16 protein-coding genes are annotated in these 18225 nt (G+C 60.8%); 8 read left to right on the top strand and 8 right to left on the bottom strand.

Translation table 11 applies throughout. The features are described from left to right. Nucleotides 1-128 precede the first annotated feature (128 nt). Nucleotides 129-1628 carry an efflux transporter outer membrane subunit gene (locus tag KGB24_RS13290; protein WP_223413604.1) on the bottom strand — a complete coding sequence of 500 codons (1500 nt, stop codon included), beginning with the start codon at nucleotides 1626-1628 and terminating at the stop codon, nucleotides 129-131. Nucleotides 1629-1891: 263 nt separating this feature from the next. On the opposite strand from KGB24_RS13290, the gene KGB24_RS13285 reads away from it, so the two are divergent. The 4 genes from KGB24_RS13285 to KGB24_RS13270 all read left to right on the top strand — a co-directional run bounded on the left by KGB24_RS13285 (nucleotide 1892) and on the right by KGB24_RS13270 (nucleotide 5608). Continuing rightward, nucleotides 1892-2860, top strand: coding sequence for a LysR family transcriptional regulator (locus KGB24_RS13285; protein WP_008025343.1), 969 nt, complete (start codon nucleotides 1892-1894; stop codon nucleotides 2858-2860). A 420-nt stretch (nucleotides 2861-3280) separates the two neighbouring features. Next, entirely contained in the window at nucleotides 3281-3586 is a 306-nt protein-coding gene (locus KGB24_RS13280; protein WP_192417328.1) for a DUF6124 family protein, read from the top strand. Nucleotides 3587-3951: 365 nt separating this feature from the next. Further along, the gene (locus tag KGB24_RS13275; protein ID WP_223413698.1) at nucleotides 3952-4926 is read left to right on the top strand and encodes a 2-hydroxyacid dehydrogenase; all 975 of its coding nucleotides are present in this window, start codon (nucleotides 3952-3954) and stop codon (nucleotides 4924-4926) included. Between the two features lie 172 nt (nucleotides 4927-5098). Then, complete coding sequence (locus KGB24_RS13270; RefSeq protein WP_223413697.1) at nucleotides 5099-5608, top strand: DUF2165 family protein; 510 nt, start codon at nucleotides 5099-5101, stop codon at nucleotides 5606-5608. Nucleotides 5609-5636: 28 nt separating this feature from the next. Here the strand turns inward: KGB24_RS13270 and KGB24_RS13265 are convergent, their stop codons facing one another. Continuing rightward, nucleotides 5637-6539 (bottom strand): DMT family transporter, encoded by a 903-nt coding sequence (locus KGB24_RS13265; RefSeq protein WP_223413696.1) that lies wholly within the window; start codon nucleotides 6537-6539, stop codon nucleotides 5637-5639. Nucleotides 6540-6677: 138 nt separating this feature from the next. Here KGB24_RS13265 and KGB24_RS13260 point away from each other — a divergent pair, with 138 nt between their 5' ends. Continuing rightward, on the top strand, nucleotides 6678-7553 hold the full coding sequence (locus KGB24_RS13260) for a helix-turn-helix domain-containing protein (RefSeq protein ID WP_008025337.1): 876 nt from the start codon (nucleotides 6678-6680) through the stop codon (nucleotides 7551-7553). 125 nt (nucleotides 7554-7678) lie between these two features. On the opposite strand, the gene KGB24_RS13255 is transcribed toward KGB24_RS13260, so the two are convergent. The 6 genes from KGB24_RS13255 to KGB24_RS13230 all read right to left on the bottom strand — a co-directional run bounded on the left by KGB24_RS13255 (nucleotide 7679) and on the right by KGB24_RS13230 (nucleotide 14071). After that, nucleotides 7679-10108, bottom strand: coding sequence for a TonB-dependent siderophore receptor (locus KGB24_RS13255; RefSeq protein ID WP_223413695.1), 2430 nt, complete (start codon nucleotides 10106-10108; stop codon nucleotides 7679-7681). 214 nt (nucleotides 10109-10322) lie between these two features. Continuing rightward, nucleotides 10323-11309: a FecR family protein gene (locus KGB24_RS13250; protein ID WP_223413694.1), complete on the bottom strand. Its 987-nt coding sequence runs from the start codon at nucleotides 11307-11309 to the stop codon at nucleotides 10323-10325. Beyond that, nucleotides 11306-11869: an RNA polymerase sigma factor gene (locus KGB24_RS13245; RefSeq protein ID WP_223413693.1), complete on the bottom strand. Its 564-nt coding sequence runs from the start codon at nucleotides 11867-11869 to the stop codon at nucleotides 11306-11308. The genes KGB24_RS13250 and KGB24_RS13245 overlap by 4 nt, the downstream gene beginning before the upstream one ends. 4 nt (nucleotides 11870-11873) lie before the next feature. After that, complete coding sequence (locus KGB24_RS13240; protein ID WP_223413692.1) at nucleotides 11874-12200, bottom strand: DUF3325 domain-containing protein; 327 nt, start codon at nucleotides 12198-12200, stop codon at nucleotides 11874-11876. Beyond that, the gene (locus KGB24_RS13235) at nucleotides 12201-13781 is read right to left on the bottom strand and encodes a PepSY-associated TM helix domain-containing protein (RefSeq protein ID WP_223413690.1); all 1581 of its coding nucleotides are present in this window, start codon (nucleotides 13779-13781) and stop codon (nucleotides 12201-12203) included. Continuing rightward, nucleotides 13778-14071, bottom strand: coding sequence for a DUF3649 domain-containing protein (locus KGB24_RS13230; RefSeq protein WP_223413688.1), 294 nt, complete (start codon nucleotides 14069-14071; stop codon nucleotides 13778-13780). Before KGB24_RS13230 ends, KGB24_RS13235 begins: the two co-directional genes overlap by 4 nt. Nucleotides 14072-14253: 182 nt before the next feature. Here KGB24_RS13230 and KGB24_RS13225 point away from each other — a divergent pair, with 182 nt between their 5' ends. From KGB24_RS13225 to fecA, 3 genes are all read left to right on the top strand, one after another. Then, entirely contained in the window at nucleotides 14254-14742 is a 489-nt protein-coding gene (locus tag KGB24_RS13225; protein ID WP_192227764.1) for a sigma-70 family RNA polymerase sigma factor, read from the top strand. Beyond that, nucleotides 14739-15677 carry a FecR domain-containing protein gene (locus KGB24_RS13220; RefSeq protein ID WP_223413687.1) on the top strand — a complete coding sequence of 313 codons (939 nt, stop codon included), beginning with the start codon at nucleotides 14739-14741 and terminating at the stop codon, nucleotides 15675-15677. Before KGB24_RS13225 ends, KGB24_RS13220 begins: the two co-directional genes overlap by 4 nt. A gap of 201 nt (nucleotides 15678-15878) precedes the next feature. Further along, entirely contained in the window at nucleotides 15879-18212 is a 2334-nt protein-coding gene (fecA, locus tag KGB24_RS13215; RefSeq protein WP_223415069.1) for a TonB-dependent Fe(3+) dicitrate receptor FecA, read from the top strand. Nucleotides 18213-18225 lie beyond the last annotated feature (13 nt).

Raw genomic sequence — 18225 nt, 5'->3', positions numbered from 1 at the left:
CAGTGAGATTCGGTTAACACACAGAACCTGTGGGAGCGAGCCTGCTCGCGATAGCGGTGTGTCAGGCGACATCATCATTGGCTGACACTCCCTCATCGCGAGCAGGCTCACTCCTACAGGTTTTGTGTTCAACGCAAAAGAACCGGGGTTTTCGGGGGCTGGGTTTTCTCAGCATTCGGCACGTCATTACCCGCACCAAGTCCACCACCGAGCGCCGTCACCAATTCGGCGTGAGCACTCAGCCGCGCGGCCTGAACCTGTTGCTGAACCTGCTGCTGTTTGAACAGCAAGGTCTGGGCATTGAGCACGTTGAGGTAATCGGTGAGCCCGCGTTGATAAGCGATCATCGCGATGTCGTAAGTCTTCTGCGCGGTGGCCACGGATTCGGCGGCGAAGGTTTGCTGCTTGTCCATGGATTCGCGGCGGATCAACTGGTCGGAGATGTTTTTCAGCGCATTGACCAGCGTCTGGTTGTACTTGGCCACGGCGATGTCATAACCGGCCGAGGCTTCCCCCAACTCGGCGCGCAACCGGCCACCGTCGAAGATCGGCAACGTGATCGCCGGGCCGACGCTGTAGTTGAGTTTCTTGCCGGTCAAAAACTCCAGCGCACCACCGCCGGTGGCCATGTAGCCGAGGCTGCCGACCAGATCGACGTTGGGGTAAAAACCCGCGTGAGCCACATCGATGCCCCGCGCCTGAGCCGCCACTTGCCAGCGGCTGGCGACCACGTCGGGACGCTGGCCGAGCAATTGCGCCGGCAGCGACGATGGCAGATTCAGCGCTGTGCCCAATGCCAACGTCGGTCGCTGTAACTGTGCACCGTCGCCCGGGCCTTTGCCTGCGAGTGCGGCAAGCTGGTTGCGGCTGAGGGCGATTTCTTCGTCCAGCGCATCGAGCTGGCGGTGGGTTTCCGGCAGCGGCGTTTCAGCCTGACTGACTTCGAAGTGGGTGCCGATGCCGCCGCTCAGGCGTTTCTGCGCGAGGTCGAGAATTTGCTGCTGTTGTTGCAGGGTCGCGGCGACGATGTCCCGTTGCGCGTAATGCAGCGACAGTTCGATGTAGGCGCGAACGATGTTGTTCTGCAGTTCGAGCTGGGCCAGACGCGCTTCGGCGGCGCTCATGTGCGCCATGTCGACGGCGCGCTCGGTGGCGTTGCTTTCACGGCCCCAGAGGTCGAGGGCGTAGCTGAAGCCCAGCGCGGCGTTGTTGTCCCACGTCGTCGCGTTGGCCAGCTCGCCCGGCCCGTAGAACTGATCGGTGGGCCAGTTGTGGCGCTTGAGGGTGGACCCGCCATTGATCTGCAGCGACTCGGCAGACTCGGCGATGCCCGCCATGGATTTGGCCTGACGCACCCGCGCCGCCGCCATGGCCATGGTCGGGCTGCCTTGCAGAGCGAGGTCGATCCAGCGGTTCAGTTGCGGGTCGCCATACGCCTGCCACCATTGTGCGGTGGGCCAGTGAGCGTCCTGCGCGGCGCTCTGGATGGCGTCGTCGGTGGCCAGTGAATTGGCCTCCAGTGCCTTGCCCTGCGGGGCAATACCTGCGGTTCCGATGCAGCCGCTGATTGCCAGGGTTAAAGCCAAAACACTGAGCGTCTGAAGCGCTCTGCTGATGCGACGCGGCACTGCTGAAAATTCCTGAATGAGAGGCGGTTGTAGGAGCCGGCTTGCCGGCGATGGCATCGTCGCGGTCTATCTGACAGACCGCGGTGATGCCATCGCCGGCAAGCCGGCTCCTACAAGTCCGGGTAATTCTAGGGGGCGGGTTTGATGGCGATAAGCTGGGATTCCTGTGAATCTTTGTTACCGTTAACGCGATAATCCCTTGGTCGGGGTCTCAGACTCTGAAACTTCGTGTCACAATTTGCCATCGCACCCGAGAGCACCCCATGGACACTTTGCAAAACATGCGCGCCTTCAGCTACGTGGCCGAGGCCGGCAGCTTCACCGCCGCCGCCGTGCAACTCGACACCACCACGGCCAACGTCTCGCGCGCGGTCTCCAACCTGGAAGCCCACCTGCAAACCCGCCTGCTCAACCGCACCACTCGTCGCATCGCCCTGACCGAGGCCGGCAAGCGTTATCTGTTGCGCTGCGAGCAGATCCTGGCTTACGTCGAAGAGGCCGAAGCCGAGGCCAGCGATGCCCACGCGCGCCCGGCCGGGCAACTCAAGGTGCACACCATGACCGGCATCGGTCAGCACTTCGTGATCGACGCCATCGCCCGCTACCGCAAGACCCATCCCGACGTGACCTTCGACCTGACCATGGCCAACCGTGTGCCGGACTTGCTCGACGAGGGTTACGACGTGTCCATCGTCCTTGCCAGCGAACTACCGGACTCGGGCTTCGTCTCCCAGCGCCTGGGCATCACCTACAGCATCGTTTGCGCCTCCCCGGCCTACGTGAAAGCCAACGGCTGCGCACACAAGCCCAGCGATTTGCTGAACCATGCGTGCCTGCGCCTGGTGAGCCCTGTGATTCCGTTGGAAAAATGGAATTTCGACGGCCCGGAAGGCCAGGAAATGGTCACCATCAACAGCTCGCCGTTTCTGGTGAACTCCGCCGATGCGATGAAAACCGCGATCATCAGCGGCATGGGCGTCGGCGTGTTGCCGGTGTATGCGGCGATCGAAGGCTTGCGCAACGGCACGCTGGTGCGGGTGATGCCGAACTACCGCTCGCAGGAACTGAATCTGTATGCGATCTATCCATCGCGGCAGTATCTGGATGCGAAGATCAAAACCTGGGTCGAGTATTTGCGCGGGTCGTTGCCGGAGATATTGGCGGCGCATCAGGCGGAACTGGCGGCGTATGAGTTGAGCGGGAGCCTGGGTGGGGCGCGATTGGCAAACTGACCACCAATTACTGTAGGAGCGAGCCTGCTCGCGATGGTCGTGAACGATAACGCTGTGATCCAGATACCCCGCGGTGTTCTCAGGTTTTTCGCGAGCAGGCTCGCTCCTACAAAAAGCGTGGTGTCCTAGGATGGTTCTGACGCGTTCTGTCGGTTGTCGGGTAAGACGTTAAATGGATAGGCTCTGAAGTCGCTGACGAATCAGCGGTCGGGCCTGGAAACCTGATTAATCCCTCCTCTGCACATGTCATACTGCGGCGCTTTTTTCTGCCCGCAATGTTATGGCGGCTGTGCGCGGGAGACCTTCGGGTCTGCCGGGTTTTGGTGGGATTGACCGGTTTTCCAGCCTGCGCACAGCTGCCACCTTTCGCCTGGAAACGAAATTGGCAGCTCCTTAATCCCAGCATGGAGCGACACCCTCATGAAAAAGCCCTCACCCAATCCGCCAGATGCGGATATCACCTCCCCCCAAAACTCATTCACCCTGAAAGCCTTGATCCCGCCTCACACCCCAAGCCATCTATTCACCGTCGTCCCCGACATCAACACCGAAACCCTCTTGGTCCACGCCAGCGAATCCCTCGCCTCGGCCAGCGTCATGGCCAGCGACCTCGCCGGATTTCTCGACGGCCCCCACCGCAACACCCTGCTAGGCATTCAACAAGTCATCATGCTCGGTGAACTGGCCGTCAACCGCGCGCTGGATAACATCGACCCGCAGGATTAGGCCGTCACCCGCAATCTGTAGGAGCCGGCTTGCTGGCGATCGCTACAACACGGTGTGCCTGACCCACCGCCATCGCCGGCAAGCCAGCTCCTACAAGTTCGAGTACGAAGCACCCTTTGCGCATCACCCATCACCTGTAGGAGCCGGCTTGCTGGCGATCCATGCGACGCGGTGCATCAGGCAGACCGAGATGCCTGGATCGCCAGCAAGCCGGCTCCTACAAATTCGTGTACGAAGTACCTTTTGCGCATCACCCATCCAACAGGGGGGAAATGCGTGCATCCGAACCATCCGGGCACTCGCACAAAAGCGCGGAAGAATGTTAGCGTGCTTGGCATTCTCCACGCCCGACGAGCCCGCCTCCCATGAAAAAGACCGTCCTCGCTTTCAGCCGCGTCACTCCCGCCATGATCGAACGCCTCCAGCAGGATTTCGACGTCATCGTGCCTGACCCGAAAAAAGGCGACATCAACGCCCAATTCAACGAGGCCCTGCCCCATGCCCACGGTTTGATTGGCGTGGGTCGCAAGCTCGGTCGCGCACAACTGGAGAACGCGAGCAGCCTGGAGGTGGTGTCCAGCGTCTCGGTGGGTTACGACAACTACGACGTCGTGTATTTCAACGAGCGCGGGATCATGCTGACCAACACGCCGGATGTGCTGACCGAAAGCACCGCCGACCTGGCCTTCTCCCTGATCATGAGCAGCGCCCGCCGCGTCGCCGAACTCGATGCCTGGACCAAGGCAGGTCAATGGCAAGCCACCGTCGGCGCCCCGCTGTTCGGCACCGATGTCTATGGCAAGACCCTGGGCATCGTCGGCATGGGTAACATCGGCGCTGCCATCGCCCGGCGCGGTCGGCTCGGTTTCAACATGCCGATTATCTACAGTGGCAACAGCCGCAAAACTGCACTTGAGCAAGAGCTCGGTGCGCAGTTCCGTAGCCTCGATGAGTTGCTGGCCGAAGCCGATTTCGTTTGCCTGGTAGTGCCGCTCAGCGAAAAGACCAAACACCTGATCAGCCGCCGTGAACTGGCGCTGATGAAGTCGGACGCGATTCTGATCAACATCGCCCGCGGCCCGGTGGTGGACGAGCCCGCGCTGATCGAAGCGCTGCAAAACAACCAGATCCGTGGCGCCGGGCTGGATGTCTACGAGAAAGAACCGCTGGCCGAATCGCCGCTGTTCCAATTGAAAAACGCAGTGACTTTGCCGCACATCGGCTCCGCCACCCATGAAACCCGTGAAGCGATGGCCAATCGCGCCTTGGCCAACCTGCGCAGCGCCTTGTTGGGTGAACGACCGCAGGACCTGGTGAACCCGCAAGTCTGGAAAGGCTGAAAAAAAACGGGCAGGCGATTAAAGCGCCTGCCCGTTTACAACTAAGCCTCACACGTTACAAGACAACAAATACACAACTTGTAATTTAGTCCACCCCTCAACAAATACACTTCGCTATAGACTCTCATTACTTACCCGCCCTGACGGGAACCCGTTCTGGAGAACTATTACCTTGAACCACTTGACGACCGATCAAACAATTAGAATCAGCAAAGCCACACTGATGCTGTTTATAAGCTTCTTTGGTTTTTTAATACTGTTTAGCAACTTCACCGACTACCCTACCAACTACGAATACATCGCCCACATCCTCAGCATGGACACCACCCGCGAGGGCGAGAAGTACAGTTATCGCGCCATTAACTCACCCATGGCCCATCACAGGATTTACTGGCTGATCATTACACTCGAAGTCCTCTTCACCGCTTTTTGCATGATGGGTACTTACCAACTATTCAAAAATATAAACACCAGCGCCAAAAAGTTTCATGAGGCAAAGAAATATGCACTGATTGGCTTACTGATTGCCGTATTTATCTACTACGTGTGTTTTCAGGTGGTGGGTGTCGAATGGTTCAACATGGATGAATCACAACAGTGGAACTATAAAGACTGGGCCCGACATATCGTTGATTTCATCATGCCGTTAATGATCTATGTGGCCATCCGGATCGAGCGCTGAGTGCACACGCACCCGATCCGTAACATCTTCAAGCCAGCTTGCCGCTCCCCTGCACCATCGGTGCCTTGGGTTTGCGAAACACCAGCACGTTGCCCAGCATCACCAACACCAGGCCCATCAGCGCCGGCGCGGTCCATTGGTAGCCTTCGGCAAACGCCGACACATTGAGCGCCACCACCGGGAACAGCACCGTGCAATAGGCTGCGCGCTCCGGGCCCATGCGCCCGACCAGCGTCAGGTAGGCGGTGAAGCCGATCACCGAACCCGGAATGACCAGGTACAGGAGCGAGCCGATGTAACGCGCATTCCATTCCATCTCGAACGGAATGCCTTTGACCAGGCACCACACCGACAGCATCGCCGCGCCATAGGCCATGCCCCAGGCATTGGTTGTCAGCGGCTTGAGCCCGGCCTTCTGTTGCAGGCTAGACAGCATGTTGCCCGCCGAGAAGCACAGCGTGCCCAACAAGGCCAGGCCCAGGCCCAGCAAGGTTTCCGGGCTGGCGGTGTGGCCGGCCAGCTCCGGCCAGAACAGCAAACCCAGCCCGAACAAACCGAGCGCGCCACCCAACAGGACGTTGCGGGCGATTCTCTGGCCGAAGAACACCCGCGCATTCAGGGCATTCCACAGCGTGGCAGTGGAAAACACCACGGCTACCAGGCCACTGGGGATCCATTGGCTGGCCGTCAGGAAGCACATGAAGTTGATGCAAAACAGGCACAGGCCCTGCGCCAGGCAGATCAGGTGCCCGCGACGGTTCATCACTTGCAGCTTACGGCTGAGCAACAGCATCACGAACAGCACCAGCGCGGCGAGGCCGAAGCGATAGACGATCGACGCCGGAATGGCCACCACGCCCAGTTGCCATTTCAAGGCAATCCAGGTGGTGCCCCAGATCAGCACGGTCAGCAAATACAGCGAAAGGTTCATGGCGAAGGCTCCTCAATAGGTGCCCAGTGTCCTGCGCCAAACTTTTTCGCACTTGCATAAACTTGCGCTTTTGTCGGCGCAGAGGCTGGCAGGCCAACGTCTACGGAGTAGGATGCAAAGCGTTGGAGAGAACCGCTCATGCCCGCACTGGAATCACTGCAAGTCTTTCAAGCCCTCAACCGCTCGCCCAATGCTCGCCTCGAGCACAGCGCCGAGCTCGGTGACGGCATGGCTGCAGCCTTGTGGAGCAACCATCACGACGCCCAGGACTACGAAGCGCCGAGCCATCACACCTTGTCCTGTTACATCGCGGGCGGCACCGGCACTTTTCGCCGCGACCAGCCCGGCACCAAGGGCGGTCCGGACAAACTGTGCATTCTGCCGGCCGACCATCAGTCAGGCTGGGTGATCAATGGCGACATTCGCCTGGCCCATCTGTATTTCAGCCCTGAACAATTCGCCCTCGGTTGCGTCACGCTGCTGGACCGCGAACCTCGCGAATTGCAGTTGCGCGAAGGGACTTTTCTCGACGACCCGCAGCAAGCCCGGCGCTTTCGCCAGATGCTCACGCTCAACTGGGATGAACCCGGCGAACGCCTGCTGACCAGCAGCCTGGCCCATGAAATGCTCAGCCACGTGTTGCTCGGCCAGGTCGGGATGCGCGACGGCTTGCGGCTCAAGGGCGGATTGGCGGCGCACCAGCGGCGACAGCTGGTCGAGTTCATCGACAATCAGTTGGCCGAAGCCATCAGCCTCGGGCAGTTGGCGGGGTTGTGTGCGCTGTCGGAGTATCACTTTGCGCGGATGTTTCGAGAGAGCTTTGGTTTGCCGCCGCATCAGTATGTGCTGGCAAGGCGGCTGAGCCGGGCGCGGGAGTTGTTGCGTTCGACATCGCAGCCGTTGGGGGAGATTGCATTGGCGTGCGGGTTTGCCAGTGCGAGTCATTTCACCAATCGGTTTCGGCAGGTTCTCGGTGGGACGCCTGGCGAGTATCGGCAGGCGTTTTTGCGCTGACCCGGAAGCCGCCTTCGCGGGCAAGCCTCGCTCCTACAGGGATGTGTGTTGATCGCGAAAATTGGGCTCGACACGATTCCTGTAGGAGCTGGCTTGCCGGCGATGAACGATGACGCGGTCTACCGTCAGAACTCCAAGGTGCTGGACAACGACACCTGCCGCGAATCCCCCATCGACACAAAGAACCGGCTCGCCGCCGAGGTGTAGTAAGTGCGGTCAAACAGGTTTTTCACGTTGAGCTGGAACTTGACCTTCTGCCCCTCGACCTTGGTGTCGTAGGTGGCGAATGCATCGGCCACGGTGTAGCTCGGCAGATCAAAATCGTTCACCGCGTTACCCGCCCGCTCACCGACATACCGCGCGCCCGCGCCGACCCGCAATTGATCGCCACCAACAATGGTGCCGAAGTCATAGACCGCCGACAGCGAGCCGGTGTTCTTCGCCACGTTTTGCAGTTTTTTGCCTTTGTAGTCCGGATCTTCGGTGACTTCGGCATCGGTGTAGGCATAGCTGCCGATCATGCTCCAGCGATCGCTGAGCTGACCGCTCAGATCCACTTCCAGCCCACGGGAACGCACTTCGCCGGCGGCGCTGTAAAGGGTCACCGGACCTTCGGCGTTGGCCACCAGCACGTTGCGTTTCTTGATGTCGAACAGGGCGACGTTACCCGTCACACGCCCCGGAATATCCAGCTTGGCGCCGACTTCCCAGGACTTGGCTTCTTCCGGCGCGATGCTGCCGTCGAGCACGGTACTGCTGCCGCTCAACGGGGCGATGGTCGAGTTCGGTTTGAACGATTCGGTGTAGCTGCCGTAGAACGACAACGCGTCGGTGTACTTGTAGACAAGGCCGGCACGCGGCACCCATTTCTGGCCGTTGCTGTCGGTGTTGGCCTTGAACGGCACGCCTTTGCCGGCGTACTGGTCGTACTCCTGGAAACGGCCGCCGGCCACCAGAATCCACTGGTCGGTGAGGTGGATCGAGTCCTGCAGAAACAGCGAATCGCTGCGCAGCAGATCGGTCTGCGCGCTGTCCGCCGGGCTGACGGTGGTGCCGGCGACTTCACGGCCATAGACCGGGTTGAGGTAGCTGAAGGTGGTCAGGCTTTTCTGGCGGATCAGGTCTTCGCGGTAGATCTTGCGGTACTCGTCATCGACGCCGAACACCAGGTCATGTTGCATGCCCAGCGCATTCACTTTGCCTTCGAGGCTGGCCGTGGTGAAGCGGTCGGTGCTGATCGCGTTTTGCGTGCCGTCCATGCTGCGGGTCAGCGTGCCTTTTTTGGTGTCGATGGCGGTAACGCGCACTTGGCTGGCGTCGTAGGTTTCACGGTTCCAGCTGTAGCCAAAGTGCGCTTTCCAGTTGTCGTTGAGCTCGTGGTCGGCCTCGAAGTGATAGAGGTCCGAGCGCCCTTCCATGTTGTTGAACGGCTCGTCCAGGCGACGCTCGCGGGAGATGTCCAGCGGATGGTTGTCACGTGGGTCGATCAGCGTGCCACGGTCGAACGGGGTGAGGAATTCACGGTGTTCGTAGGCGAACAACAGCTTGGTGCTTTCACCGAACCAGGCCAGGGACGGCGCCACCAGGGTTTCGCGGTGGGTGCCGAAATTGCGCCAGTAATCTTCGTCTTCGTGGTCCAGCACCATGCGGTAGGCCAGCCCGGAATCACCGAGTGCGCCGGTGCTGTCGAAGCTGCCGCCGCTGCCGTTTTTGCCGTCGCCGTACGTCGAGCCACGCACGGTCAACGCGTTGTACTGTTCCAGCTCAGGTTTCTTGCTGACCATGTTGACCACGCCGCCCGGGTCCTGGATGCCGTAGAGCAACGAAGCCGGGCCCTTGAGCACTTCGACCCGATCGACTGTGGCGTTGAGGCCACGGCCCTGCACCACCGGCATGCCGTCGCGCATGATCGAGCCGTTGCGGTTGTCGCCGAAGCCGCGGGTCATCACCGAATCCTGGGTGCTGCCCAGCGTGTTGCCCTGGGTGATGCCGCTCACGTTGGCCAGCGCATCATCGAGGTTGCGCGGCGCCTGATCGCGAATGACCTGGGCCGGGATGACGTTGACGGTCTGGGGGATTTCCTGGAGCAAGGCCGAGGAGCGCATCACCGAACTGGTCGGCGGCGGCTGGTAGCTCATGGATTGATCCATCACCGAAGTGATGGTGGTGGCGCCGAGGTTCAAGGCGCCTTCGGTGGGCTGCGGTTCCAGCGCCATGGTGTGCGCATCGGTACGACGGAAGGTCAAACCCGAACCGCTGAGCAAACGCTGGATCGCCTGTTCGGCGCTCATCTGCCCGCTGACCGCTGGCGCGGTCATGCCGTACGGCGCTTCATCGGTGTAGACCACGCTGATGCCGGTGATCCGGCTGAAGTCGCTCAGGGCCTGGGGCAGCGGTTTGGCGGCCATCGCGAAGCTGAACTGCGTGCGCTGCTGCGTCGAGCCCGCTTCAGCGGCCAATGCCACGCTCAATGGCAGCAATGCCAATGCCGAAATGCTCAGCGCCGAAGCACCCAACCACTGTTTGACCGAACCCGATTTTGCCCTGGACTTCATTGCTCATGACCTGTGTAGAACCGCTACGGATGCGAATGACTCGCAGTTTCAGTCACTACACGGATGGGGCTTGGGTTTACCTCACCAAGATTTTGAAAATATTTTTATTTGAGTGATGGGGTGTTTGATTTGACGCCTTCGCGGGCAAGCCTCGCTCCTACAGGGATCGTGAAACCTGTAGGAGCGAGGCTTGCCCGCGAAGAGGCCGGACGCCTCAACGCAAAATAATCAAATGCCCCACAGCATGCTGCTCAAACCCCATCACCCCCTGCAACGAACTCAACACCGCCTGCGGATCCTTGCTCGGAAAACTGCCACTGACCCGCCGCGCCGCCAGCTCGTCGTTGAGCAGCACAATCCGCCCCGGGTAGTAACGTCGCAAATCCTGCACCACGTCGGCCAGTGGCGCCTTGTAGTAATTGAGCCAGCCCTGACGCCACGCCAACTGCGCTTCGCTGTCCACCGCATGCAGTTTTTCCGCCGTACCGTCGCCGTAAGCCACTTGCTGGCCGGCGGTCAGAACCTGCTGCTCGGCATGCTTGTCCGCCGTCACGCCGACCCGGCCGGACAACACCGTCACTTGCGCGCCGTGTGGTTGCAAACTCACTTCAAACTGCGTCCCCAGCACCCGCGCCTGGCCCTTTTCAGCCTCAACCACAAACGGTTCGCCGGTGTGCGTCACGCTGAAAAATCCGGCGCCGCGACGCAACTGCACGTGACGCTCACCGCGACTGAAATCCACCGCGATGGCGCTGTCGGCATCCAGCGTGACCTGGGATTGATCCGCCAACGTGACGGTGCGAACTTCCCCCGGTGCCGACACATAGTCAGCACCCAGATCATCCACCCAGCGCATCGGCTGCCAGCCTGAACCGAGGCTGACCATCAACAACAGGCACGCCGCCATTGCCAACGCTCCGGACCAGCGCCGAACGCTGCTGCGCCGCGAGCGATTCATCGCATTGAGGTAACCCTGCAAGGCAAACGCGTCTTCGTTGGCCAACGTCCGCGCCGGACCTTCGCTCAATTCCCACACCACTTGCGCCTGGGCATAGGCCTCGGCATGCGCGGGATCGGCCTGCAGCCAATGGCTGAAGGTGGCCTGATCACCGCTGCTCGGCTGGTCATGTAACAGACTCAGCCAGGCGAAAGCGGCCTGTTCCTGAGCGGGTGTCGGGATGACGCGTTCGATGTGATTCACGGTGCTTTCCCTGGCGTGCGCGGTTCGGGGTCCCGCAGGCTGGCCTTGCAGGCTTCGAGGGCGCGCATCATATGTTTTTCCACGGCGCTTTGGGACAAACCCATGGCCTTGGCGATCTCGGCGTATTTGCGGCCATGGATGCGATTGAGCAAAAAGATCTGCCGCGTGCGCTCGGGCAACGCACGCAACGCCGCTTCGACATGGCGCAAATCGTTGCCGGCCTCCAGCGCGGCTTGCGGCTCGCTGCCGTGGCTGTCCGGTAGATCCGGTTGCCAGCCTTCAGTGACCCGCACCCGCGTGCCTTCGCTGCGCAAGTGGTCGATGGCAATGTTACCCGCGCAACGCAACAGGTAGGTGCTGAGCTCTTCGACCTGCACCAGCGGCCGACGCCAGAAGCGCAAAAACAAATCCTGCACCAGGTCCGCCGCCGTTGCCCGACAGCCGACGCGACGGTTCACCAGCGCTTCCATCTGCGAACGCTGGGACAAGAACACTTGCAGGAAATGCGCACGTGCTCCGCGAGGTTCGTTGTCATGGGAATCGGGAGGGCTAGTCATCATCGGGTCAGTACTGCGCAAACGCGGCAACGGGGCTGACGAGCAGGCTCAAAGCAGCTATCGACAGCGCCAGGCGCGGGCGATACGGCATCAACAGCACCAGCAGCAACGCGCTGAGCATCAACACCGCACACCATTCCACCAGGCCAAGTCCCCAGCCAGTCGAAGACACCGCCGCCCACAGAGACAAGACCAGCAACAGCCAGCCACCCAGTTTCAATAACCGGCGACGACGGGTCGTCGGCTTGCCGCCCAACAGTTCGGCATGATGCCGGTCCATCGATAAACACAGTGCGGTGAAACCGCCGTAACAGAGCAACAGCGACAGCAACATTCAGTTCGCCTCTCGCTCAAGGGTGATCGGTTGTGCACGCTGCCGGATGACGATCCTGGCCTGTCCCGAACGCTGCATTTTCCACGCAGCCCAGGCGAAAAACACACCACTGCCCAGGCACGTCAGATCGAAACCGGCCATCGCCCAATCGCCCTGCGCCAACGTCACGCCCAAATGATACGGCGTGGTCATGGCGTTCAGCAGCGGCATCGCGCCAAACAGCAATGCCACCAGTGCCAATTGCTCGATCCACGCCGTGCGGCCCCGGCGGACCATGGCATGCAGCACACTCAAACCCCAGACGATGAAGAAGCTGTTCACTTCCCAATCCGCACGTCCGGCCATGTCGACCGGCAACACCCGATTGGCCCAAAAGAACGCCGCCACCGCCACCATCAACCCGGACATGCTGGCGATATTCAGCACTTCCACCAGTCGCAGTTCGAACGGCATCACCGCACTTTTCGCGTGTTTGAGCTGACGCTTGCCGAGCCAGATCACCAGCCCGGTGCCGATCATCGCCGTGCCGGCCAACCCGCAAATGAAGTACAACCAGCGCAGCACCGGGCCGGCGAAATGGCCCATGTGCAAACCATAGAAACTGCCGGCAATCGCCCTCGGCAGCGATTGCTCCGGGGTCGTGCCGAGCAATTGCCCGGTCACGCCGTTGAAGGTCACCGCGCTGCCGAAGTCGTGGACTACACGGTCGGCACCGTCACGCACGAGCACCACCGAGGCATTCGCATCGCCCGGATTGTTCACCGTCAGCCGCCCGACGCGCCCACCCGACCACTGCTCGCGCGCCTTTTCCAGCAGCGGTGCCAACGGCGCCAACTGCGCTGGTTTGTCCGCACGTTCCGGTGCCGTGGAAGCCGGGAACACCTCATCGTAAAACGCCCGCGCATCACCGTTGTACGCGGCAAGAATGCTCGCCGGCATCACCATCGACATGAAAATCACCAGGCTGCTGTAGGTGATCATCAGGTGAAACGGCAGCACCAGCACACCCACCGCATTGTGCCCGTCGAGCCAGGAACGCTGGCCCTTGCGCGGGCGGAAGGTGAAGAAGTCCTTGAAGATTTTCTTGTGGGTGATGATCCCGCTGATCAGCGCGACGAACATCACCATGGCGGCGATGGTCGACAACCAGCGGCCCCACGGATAGGGCATTTGCAGCTGAAAGTGGAAGCGGTAGAAAAACTCGCCGCCGGTGGTTGCCCGGCCCTGCACTTCGGCGCCGGTTTGCGGGTCGAGGAGTTTTTCTGTGAACTGGCCGCGTTCGCCACGTTTGGCCGGGGTTTGCTGCCAGCGTACCGACAGGCCGGGTTCGCGGGCATCGGGCAGGTCGATGAGCCAGCGCGAGGCGCCGCCGGCGTGTTGCTGAAGGTAGTTTTGCGCCACGGTCAGGCTGGCTTCGGAGGTCACCGAACGCGCAGGGATTTCCGGCTGCATCCAGTGGCTGATCTCGTCCTTGAAATACGCGAGTGTGCCGGTGAGGAAAATCGCAAACAGCAACCAGCCGAAGATCAACCCGGCCCAGGTGTGCAACCAGGCCATGGCCTGACGAAAGCCCTCTTTCATGAGCGGCCCATCCAGTACGCGAGGCCCGAAATCGCCGCAAGCACCAGGCTTGGCACGATCAACCCGAGCCAGGCCCGCCATGCGCTGCGGCAGGCGAAGCACCAGATCACCGCGCCGAGGTAGGCCAGAAACGAAGTCATCATCCCGGTCACCACGGCATCGGCGCGGGCCATGGGTACCAACAGCGTCAGGCTGACACTGGCCAGCGCCGCAACGATGTAGCCGCCCAGCACGGCGGCCAGCACCCGGGAGGTGACAGCCAATCGGTAGGACACGGGGATTACTTTCATGTTTCGACCTTGAAACCGGTGAGGCCAGGGGAAAATCACGAGGCCAGGGCTGCAATATTAATGATAAATATTCTCATACGCAAAAGAGATACGATCAGCGCCGATTGCCGGAGCGGGTTCGCGCCTCTACAATGCGAACAATTCTTGTTCTCTAACGCATTAAACCGCGCTCGGAGTTACCGTTGCAGCCAGCCCACACCGTCGAAGTCCTTTATCACGCCCATCACAACTGGCTCACCGGTTGGTTGCGGCGCAAGCTCGGCTGCCCGGACAGCGCGGCGGATCTGGCCCAGGACACGTTCATGCGGGTGCTGACCGCACGAGACACGCCGCAGATCATCGAGCCGCGAGCCTTCCTCACCACCCTCGCCAAACGCGTGCTGTTTAACCACTACCGCCGTCAGGATCTGGAGCGCGCCTACCTCGATGCCTTGGCGCAGATGCCGGAAAGGGTCGCGCCGTCGGAAGAAGAACGGGCGATCATCCTGCAAACCCTGATGGAACTGGACCAGTTGCTCGACGGTTTGCCGCGCCTGGTCAAGCGCGCATTTCTGCTGGCCCAGGTCGATGGCCTGACGTATCCACAGATCGCCGCCGAGCTGGGAATTTCCATCGCCACGGTCAAGCGGCACCTGAATAAAGCGGCGATGCGCTGCTACTTCGCCCTATGAACGGCACCCCGGATTTTTCACCGCAAGTCGCCGAGCAGGCGGTGCAGTGGTTGATGAAAATGCAGCAAGGACCATTGAGTCTGCGCCAGCAAAACGCCTGGCAGCAATGGCTCGATGCGCACAGCGAGCATCAACGGGCGTGGGAGCATATTCAGCGGGTCAACCAGCGCCTGCGTGGTTTGTCTTCGCCGCTGGCGCATGCGGCCCTGAATGCACCGACGTCCAGCAGCCGGCGTCAGGCGCTGAAGTTGTTGCTGATTCTTGGTGCCGGTTCGGCCGTCACCTGGGGCATGCGCGAGCACAACCTGCTGCCACCGTTGCTGGCCGACTACCGCAGCCCCATTGGCCAGCGGCGCAAGATCGCGCTCGCAGACGGCAGCCAATTGCAACTCAACACCGCGAGTTCGGCGGATGTGCAGGTCGAGGGTCAGCAACGGCTGATCCGTTTGCTTGAAGGCGAGATGCTGCTGACGGCGTCCAAAGCGTTTCAAGTGCGCACGGCACAAGGCTTGTTGAAAACCGAAGGGGCGCGCCTGAACGTTCGGCAGTTTGCGGATCGCACCCAGGTCGCGGTGTTTGAAGGCCGTGTTGAATTGACGCCAGATGGCGGTTCACCCTGGGTACTGCAAAGCGCCCGGCAGTTGAGTTTTGATGCTCGCGGAATCGGCAACACCGTGCCTCTGGATGCCAACAGCGGTGCCTGGGCCGACGGCATGCTGGTGGCTGCGCACATGCGCCTTGGCGATTTCCTTGAGGAACTTGGCCGCTATCGTCGCGGGCAGTTGAACTGCGATGCGAAAGTTGCGGACTTGTTGATATCCGGGACTTATCCACTGGACGACAGCGAGCGGATTCTGGATCTGCTGGAAATCAGTTTGCCGGTGAAGGTGAAGCGCTTTACGCGGTATTGGGTAACCGTCGAGGCCAAAGCCTGAAACACAACCCCCTGTAGGAGTGAGCCTGCTCGCGATAGCGGTGGATCTGTAGACACTTGTATTGACTGATCCACCGCTATCGCGAGCAGGCTCACTCCTACAGGGTCATAAAAAATATTCGTTAAACGTGAGCCGTTTTTCAGATCTGGCGTGACAGAGAAGGAAAGCCACCTTGATTCCACCTTCTCAGGATCGTCCTCCATGCACCCCACCCGCCTCACCCCGCTGGCCCGCACCTTGCGCCAACTCTTGCTGGGCGCCAGCCTGAGCTTCGGCGCGTTGCCACTCGTCCACGCAGACGACGCCAAGCCGTACCACATCGCGCCATCGTCGCTGGAAAACGCCCTCAACCAGTTCGGCCGTGAAGCCGGCGTGTTGATTTCGTTTGGTTCGCAAGTCACCAGCGGTGTGCAGAGTCGTGGCCTGGAGGGCAACTACACCGCCGAACAGGGCTTGAACGCCTTGCTCGAAGGCACCGGCCTGCAGGCCCGCGCCGAAGGCAACAATGCGTTCAGCCTGCAACCGGTGGGCAATGCTGCGCTGGAGCTGGACACATCGAAAGTGGTCGGCGACTGGCTCGGCGATGCGCAGCAAATCAACGTCTTCGAGCATCCCGGCGCGCGTGACGTGATCCGCCGCGAGGAATTCGAACGCCAGGGCGCAACCCAGGCCAGGGACGTGCTCAACCGCATCCCCGGCGTCAACGCGCCGGACAACAACGGCACCGGCAGCCATGACATGGCGCTGAACTTCGGGATTCGTGGTCTCAATCCGCGCCTGGCGTCGCGCTCGACGGTGTTGATGGATGGCATCCCGGTGCCCTTCGCGCCTTACGGTCAGCCACAGTTGTCGTTCGCGCCGATCAGCATGGGCAACATGGACGCGGTCGACGTGGTGCGCGGCGGCGGCGCGGTGCGTTACGGCCCGCAAAACGTCGGCGGCGTGGTCAACTTCGTGACCCGCGCGATTCCCGATGAGCCCACAGTGAAAGGCGGTTTCCAGACCGAAACCAGCCCCTCCTCCAGCCACGACGGTTTCAAGACCACCGGCAACCTGCTGGCCGGCGGCACTGGCGACAATGGCCTGGGCGGCGCGTTGTTGTATTCCGGCACACGCGGTGGCGACTGGCGTGAACACAGCGACACCGAGATCGACGACCTGATTCTCAAAGGCAAATACCAGCTCGACGGCGCCAACAGCTTCAACGCCATGGCCCAGTATTACGAAGGCAAGGCCGACATGCCCGGTGGCCTGAACGTCGCCAATTATGATGCCGACCCGTACCAGTCGACCCGCCCGAAAGATCAGTTCTGGGGTCGCCGGACGATGTTCAACTTCGGCTATCGCTACCAGGAAGATCGCCGCGAATTCACCGCCAACACCTTCTTCACCAAAACCCTGCGCAGCGGCTATCTGGATCAGGGCACGTTCCTGTCGCTGTCACCGCGCGAATACTGGGTACGTGGTCTGGAAACCCGCTTCGCCCAGGGTTTTGATGTCGGCCCGACCAGCCATGAAGTCGGTGTCGGCTATCGCTACATCAACGAGGCCGGCCACGAACTGCGCTATCGCACGCCGATTGCCAGCAACCAATACCCGACCACCAACAGCCGCAACGACCGCGATACGCGCGGCGGCACCGAGGCCAACGCGTTCTTCGTCGATGACCGGATCGACATCGGCAAATGGACAGTGACGCCGGGCATCCGCTACGAAATGATCGAATCGCAACAGACCAACAACCTGACGAACGAGAAATACAAGGGCGACTACAACACCGCCCTGCCGGCGCTGAACGTGCTCTATCACCTGAGCGACAGCTGGAACTTGTACGCCAACACCGAAGGCTCGTTCGGCAGCGTGCAATACAGCCAGATGCCAAATCGCGTGACCAGCGGCGAAGTCAAACCGGAAAAGGCGCGCACCTGGGAACTGGGCACCCGCTACGACAACGGTGCGTTACGCGCGGAAATCGGCGCGTTCCTGATCAACTTCGACAATCAGTACGAAAGTAATCAGACCAACGATTCGGTGATCGCCCGGGGCGAGACTCGCCATCAGGGCATCGAAACCAGCGTCAACTACGCACTCGATGATGTGAGCCCGGCATTGGCCGGTTTCGATGTCTACGCCACTTATGCCTATGTGGACGCGACCATCCGCGAAGACGGGCCGAACAAGGGCAATCGTGTGCCGTTCTCCTCAAAACACAAGGGCACCGTGGGCGTCGGTTACACCGAAGGCGCGTGGAAGTTGAACCTGGACAGCAGCTATCAGAGCGACCAGTTTGCCGACAACGCCAATACGTCGAAAGAAAGTGCCGACGGCAGCACGGGCACGATTCCTGGCTACATGCTGTTCAGCAGCCGCGCGGCGTATGACTTCGGGCCGAAGTTGTCGGATTTGAATGTGGCGGTGGGGGTGAAAAACATCTTCAACCACCAGTACTTCACACGCTCGTTCGATGACAACAACAAGGGCAAGTACGTCGGGGAACCGCGGACGGTGTATGTGCAGACGTCGGTAGCGTTCTGATCTGAAGCCGCTC

This window comes from Pseudomonas sp. BF-RE-25 (genome assembly GCF_019956105.1).
Lineage (GTDB): Bacteria > Pseudomonadota > Gammaproteobacteria > Pseudomonadales > Pseudomonadaceae > Aquipseudomonas > Aquipseudomonas migulae.
The sequence above is the reverse complement of the archived record's forward strand: the minus strand, read 5'-3'. Positions and strand labels throughout refer to the sequence as shown.

Coding starts and splice junctions, on each gene's coding strand:
- KGB24_RS13285 (WP_008025343.1), top strand. CDS start 1,892: ATGGACACTTTGCAAAACATGCGCGCCTTCAGCTACGTGGCCGAGGCC.
- KGB24_RS13280 (WP_192417328.1), top strand. CDS start 3,281: ATGAAAAAGCCCTCACCCAATCCGCCAGATGCGGATATCACCTCCCCC.
- KGB24_RS13275 (WP_223413698.1), top strand. CDS start 3,952: ATGAAAAAGACCGTCCTCGCTTTCAGCCGCGTCACTCCCGCCATGATC.
- KGB24_RS13265 (WP_223413696.1), bottom strand. CDS start 6,539: ATGAACCTTTCGCTGTATTTGCTGACCGTGCTGATCTGGGGCACCACC.
- KGB24_RS13260 (WP_008025337.1), top strand. CDS start 6,678: ATGCCCGCACTGGAATCACTGCAAGTCTTTCAAGCCCTCAACCGCTCG.
- KGB24_RS13255 (WP_223413695.1), bottom strand. CDS start 10,108: ATGAAGTCCAGGGCAAAATCGGGTTCGGTCAAACAGTGGTTGGGTGCT.
- KGB24_RS13245 (WP_223413693.1), bottom strand. CDS start 11,869: ATGATGACTAGCCCTCCCGATTCCCATGACAACGAACCTCGCGGAGCA.
- KGB24_RS13240 (WP_223413692.1), bottom strand. CDS start 12,200: ATGTTGCTGTCGCTGTTGCTCTGTTACGGCGGTTTCACCGCACTGTGT.
- KGB24_RS13235 (WP_223413690.1), bottom strand. CDS start 13,781: ATGAAAGAGGGCTTTCGTCAGGCCATGGCCTGGTTGCACACCTGGGCC.
- KGB24_RS13230 (WP_223413688.1), bottom strand. CDS start 14,071: ATGAAAGTAATCCCCGTGTCCTACCGATTGGCTGTCACCTCCCGGGTG.
- KGB24_RS13220 (WP_223413687.1), top strand. CDS start 14,739: ATGAACGGCACCCCGGATTTTTCACCGCAAGTCGCCGAGCAGGCGGTG.
- fecA (WP_223415069.1), top strand. CDS start 15,879: ATGCACCCCACCCGCCTCACCCCGCTGGCCCGCACCTTGCGCCAACTC.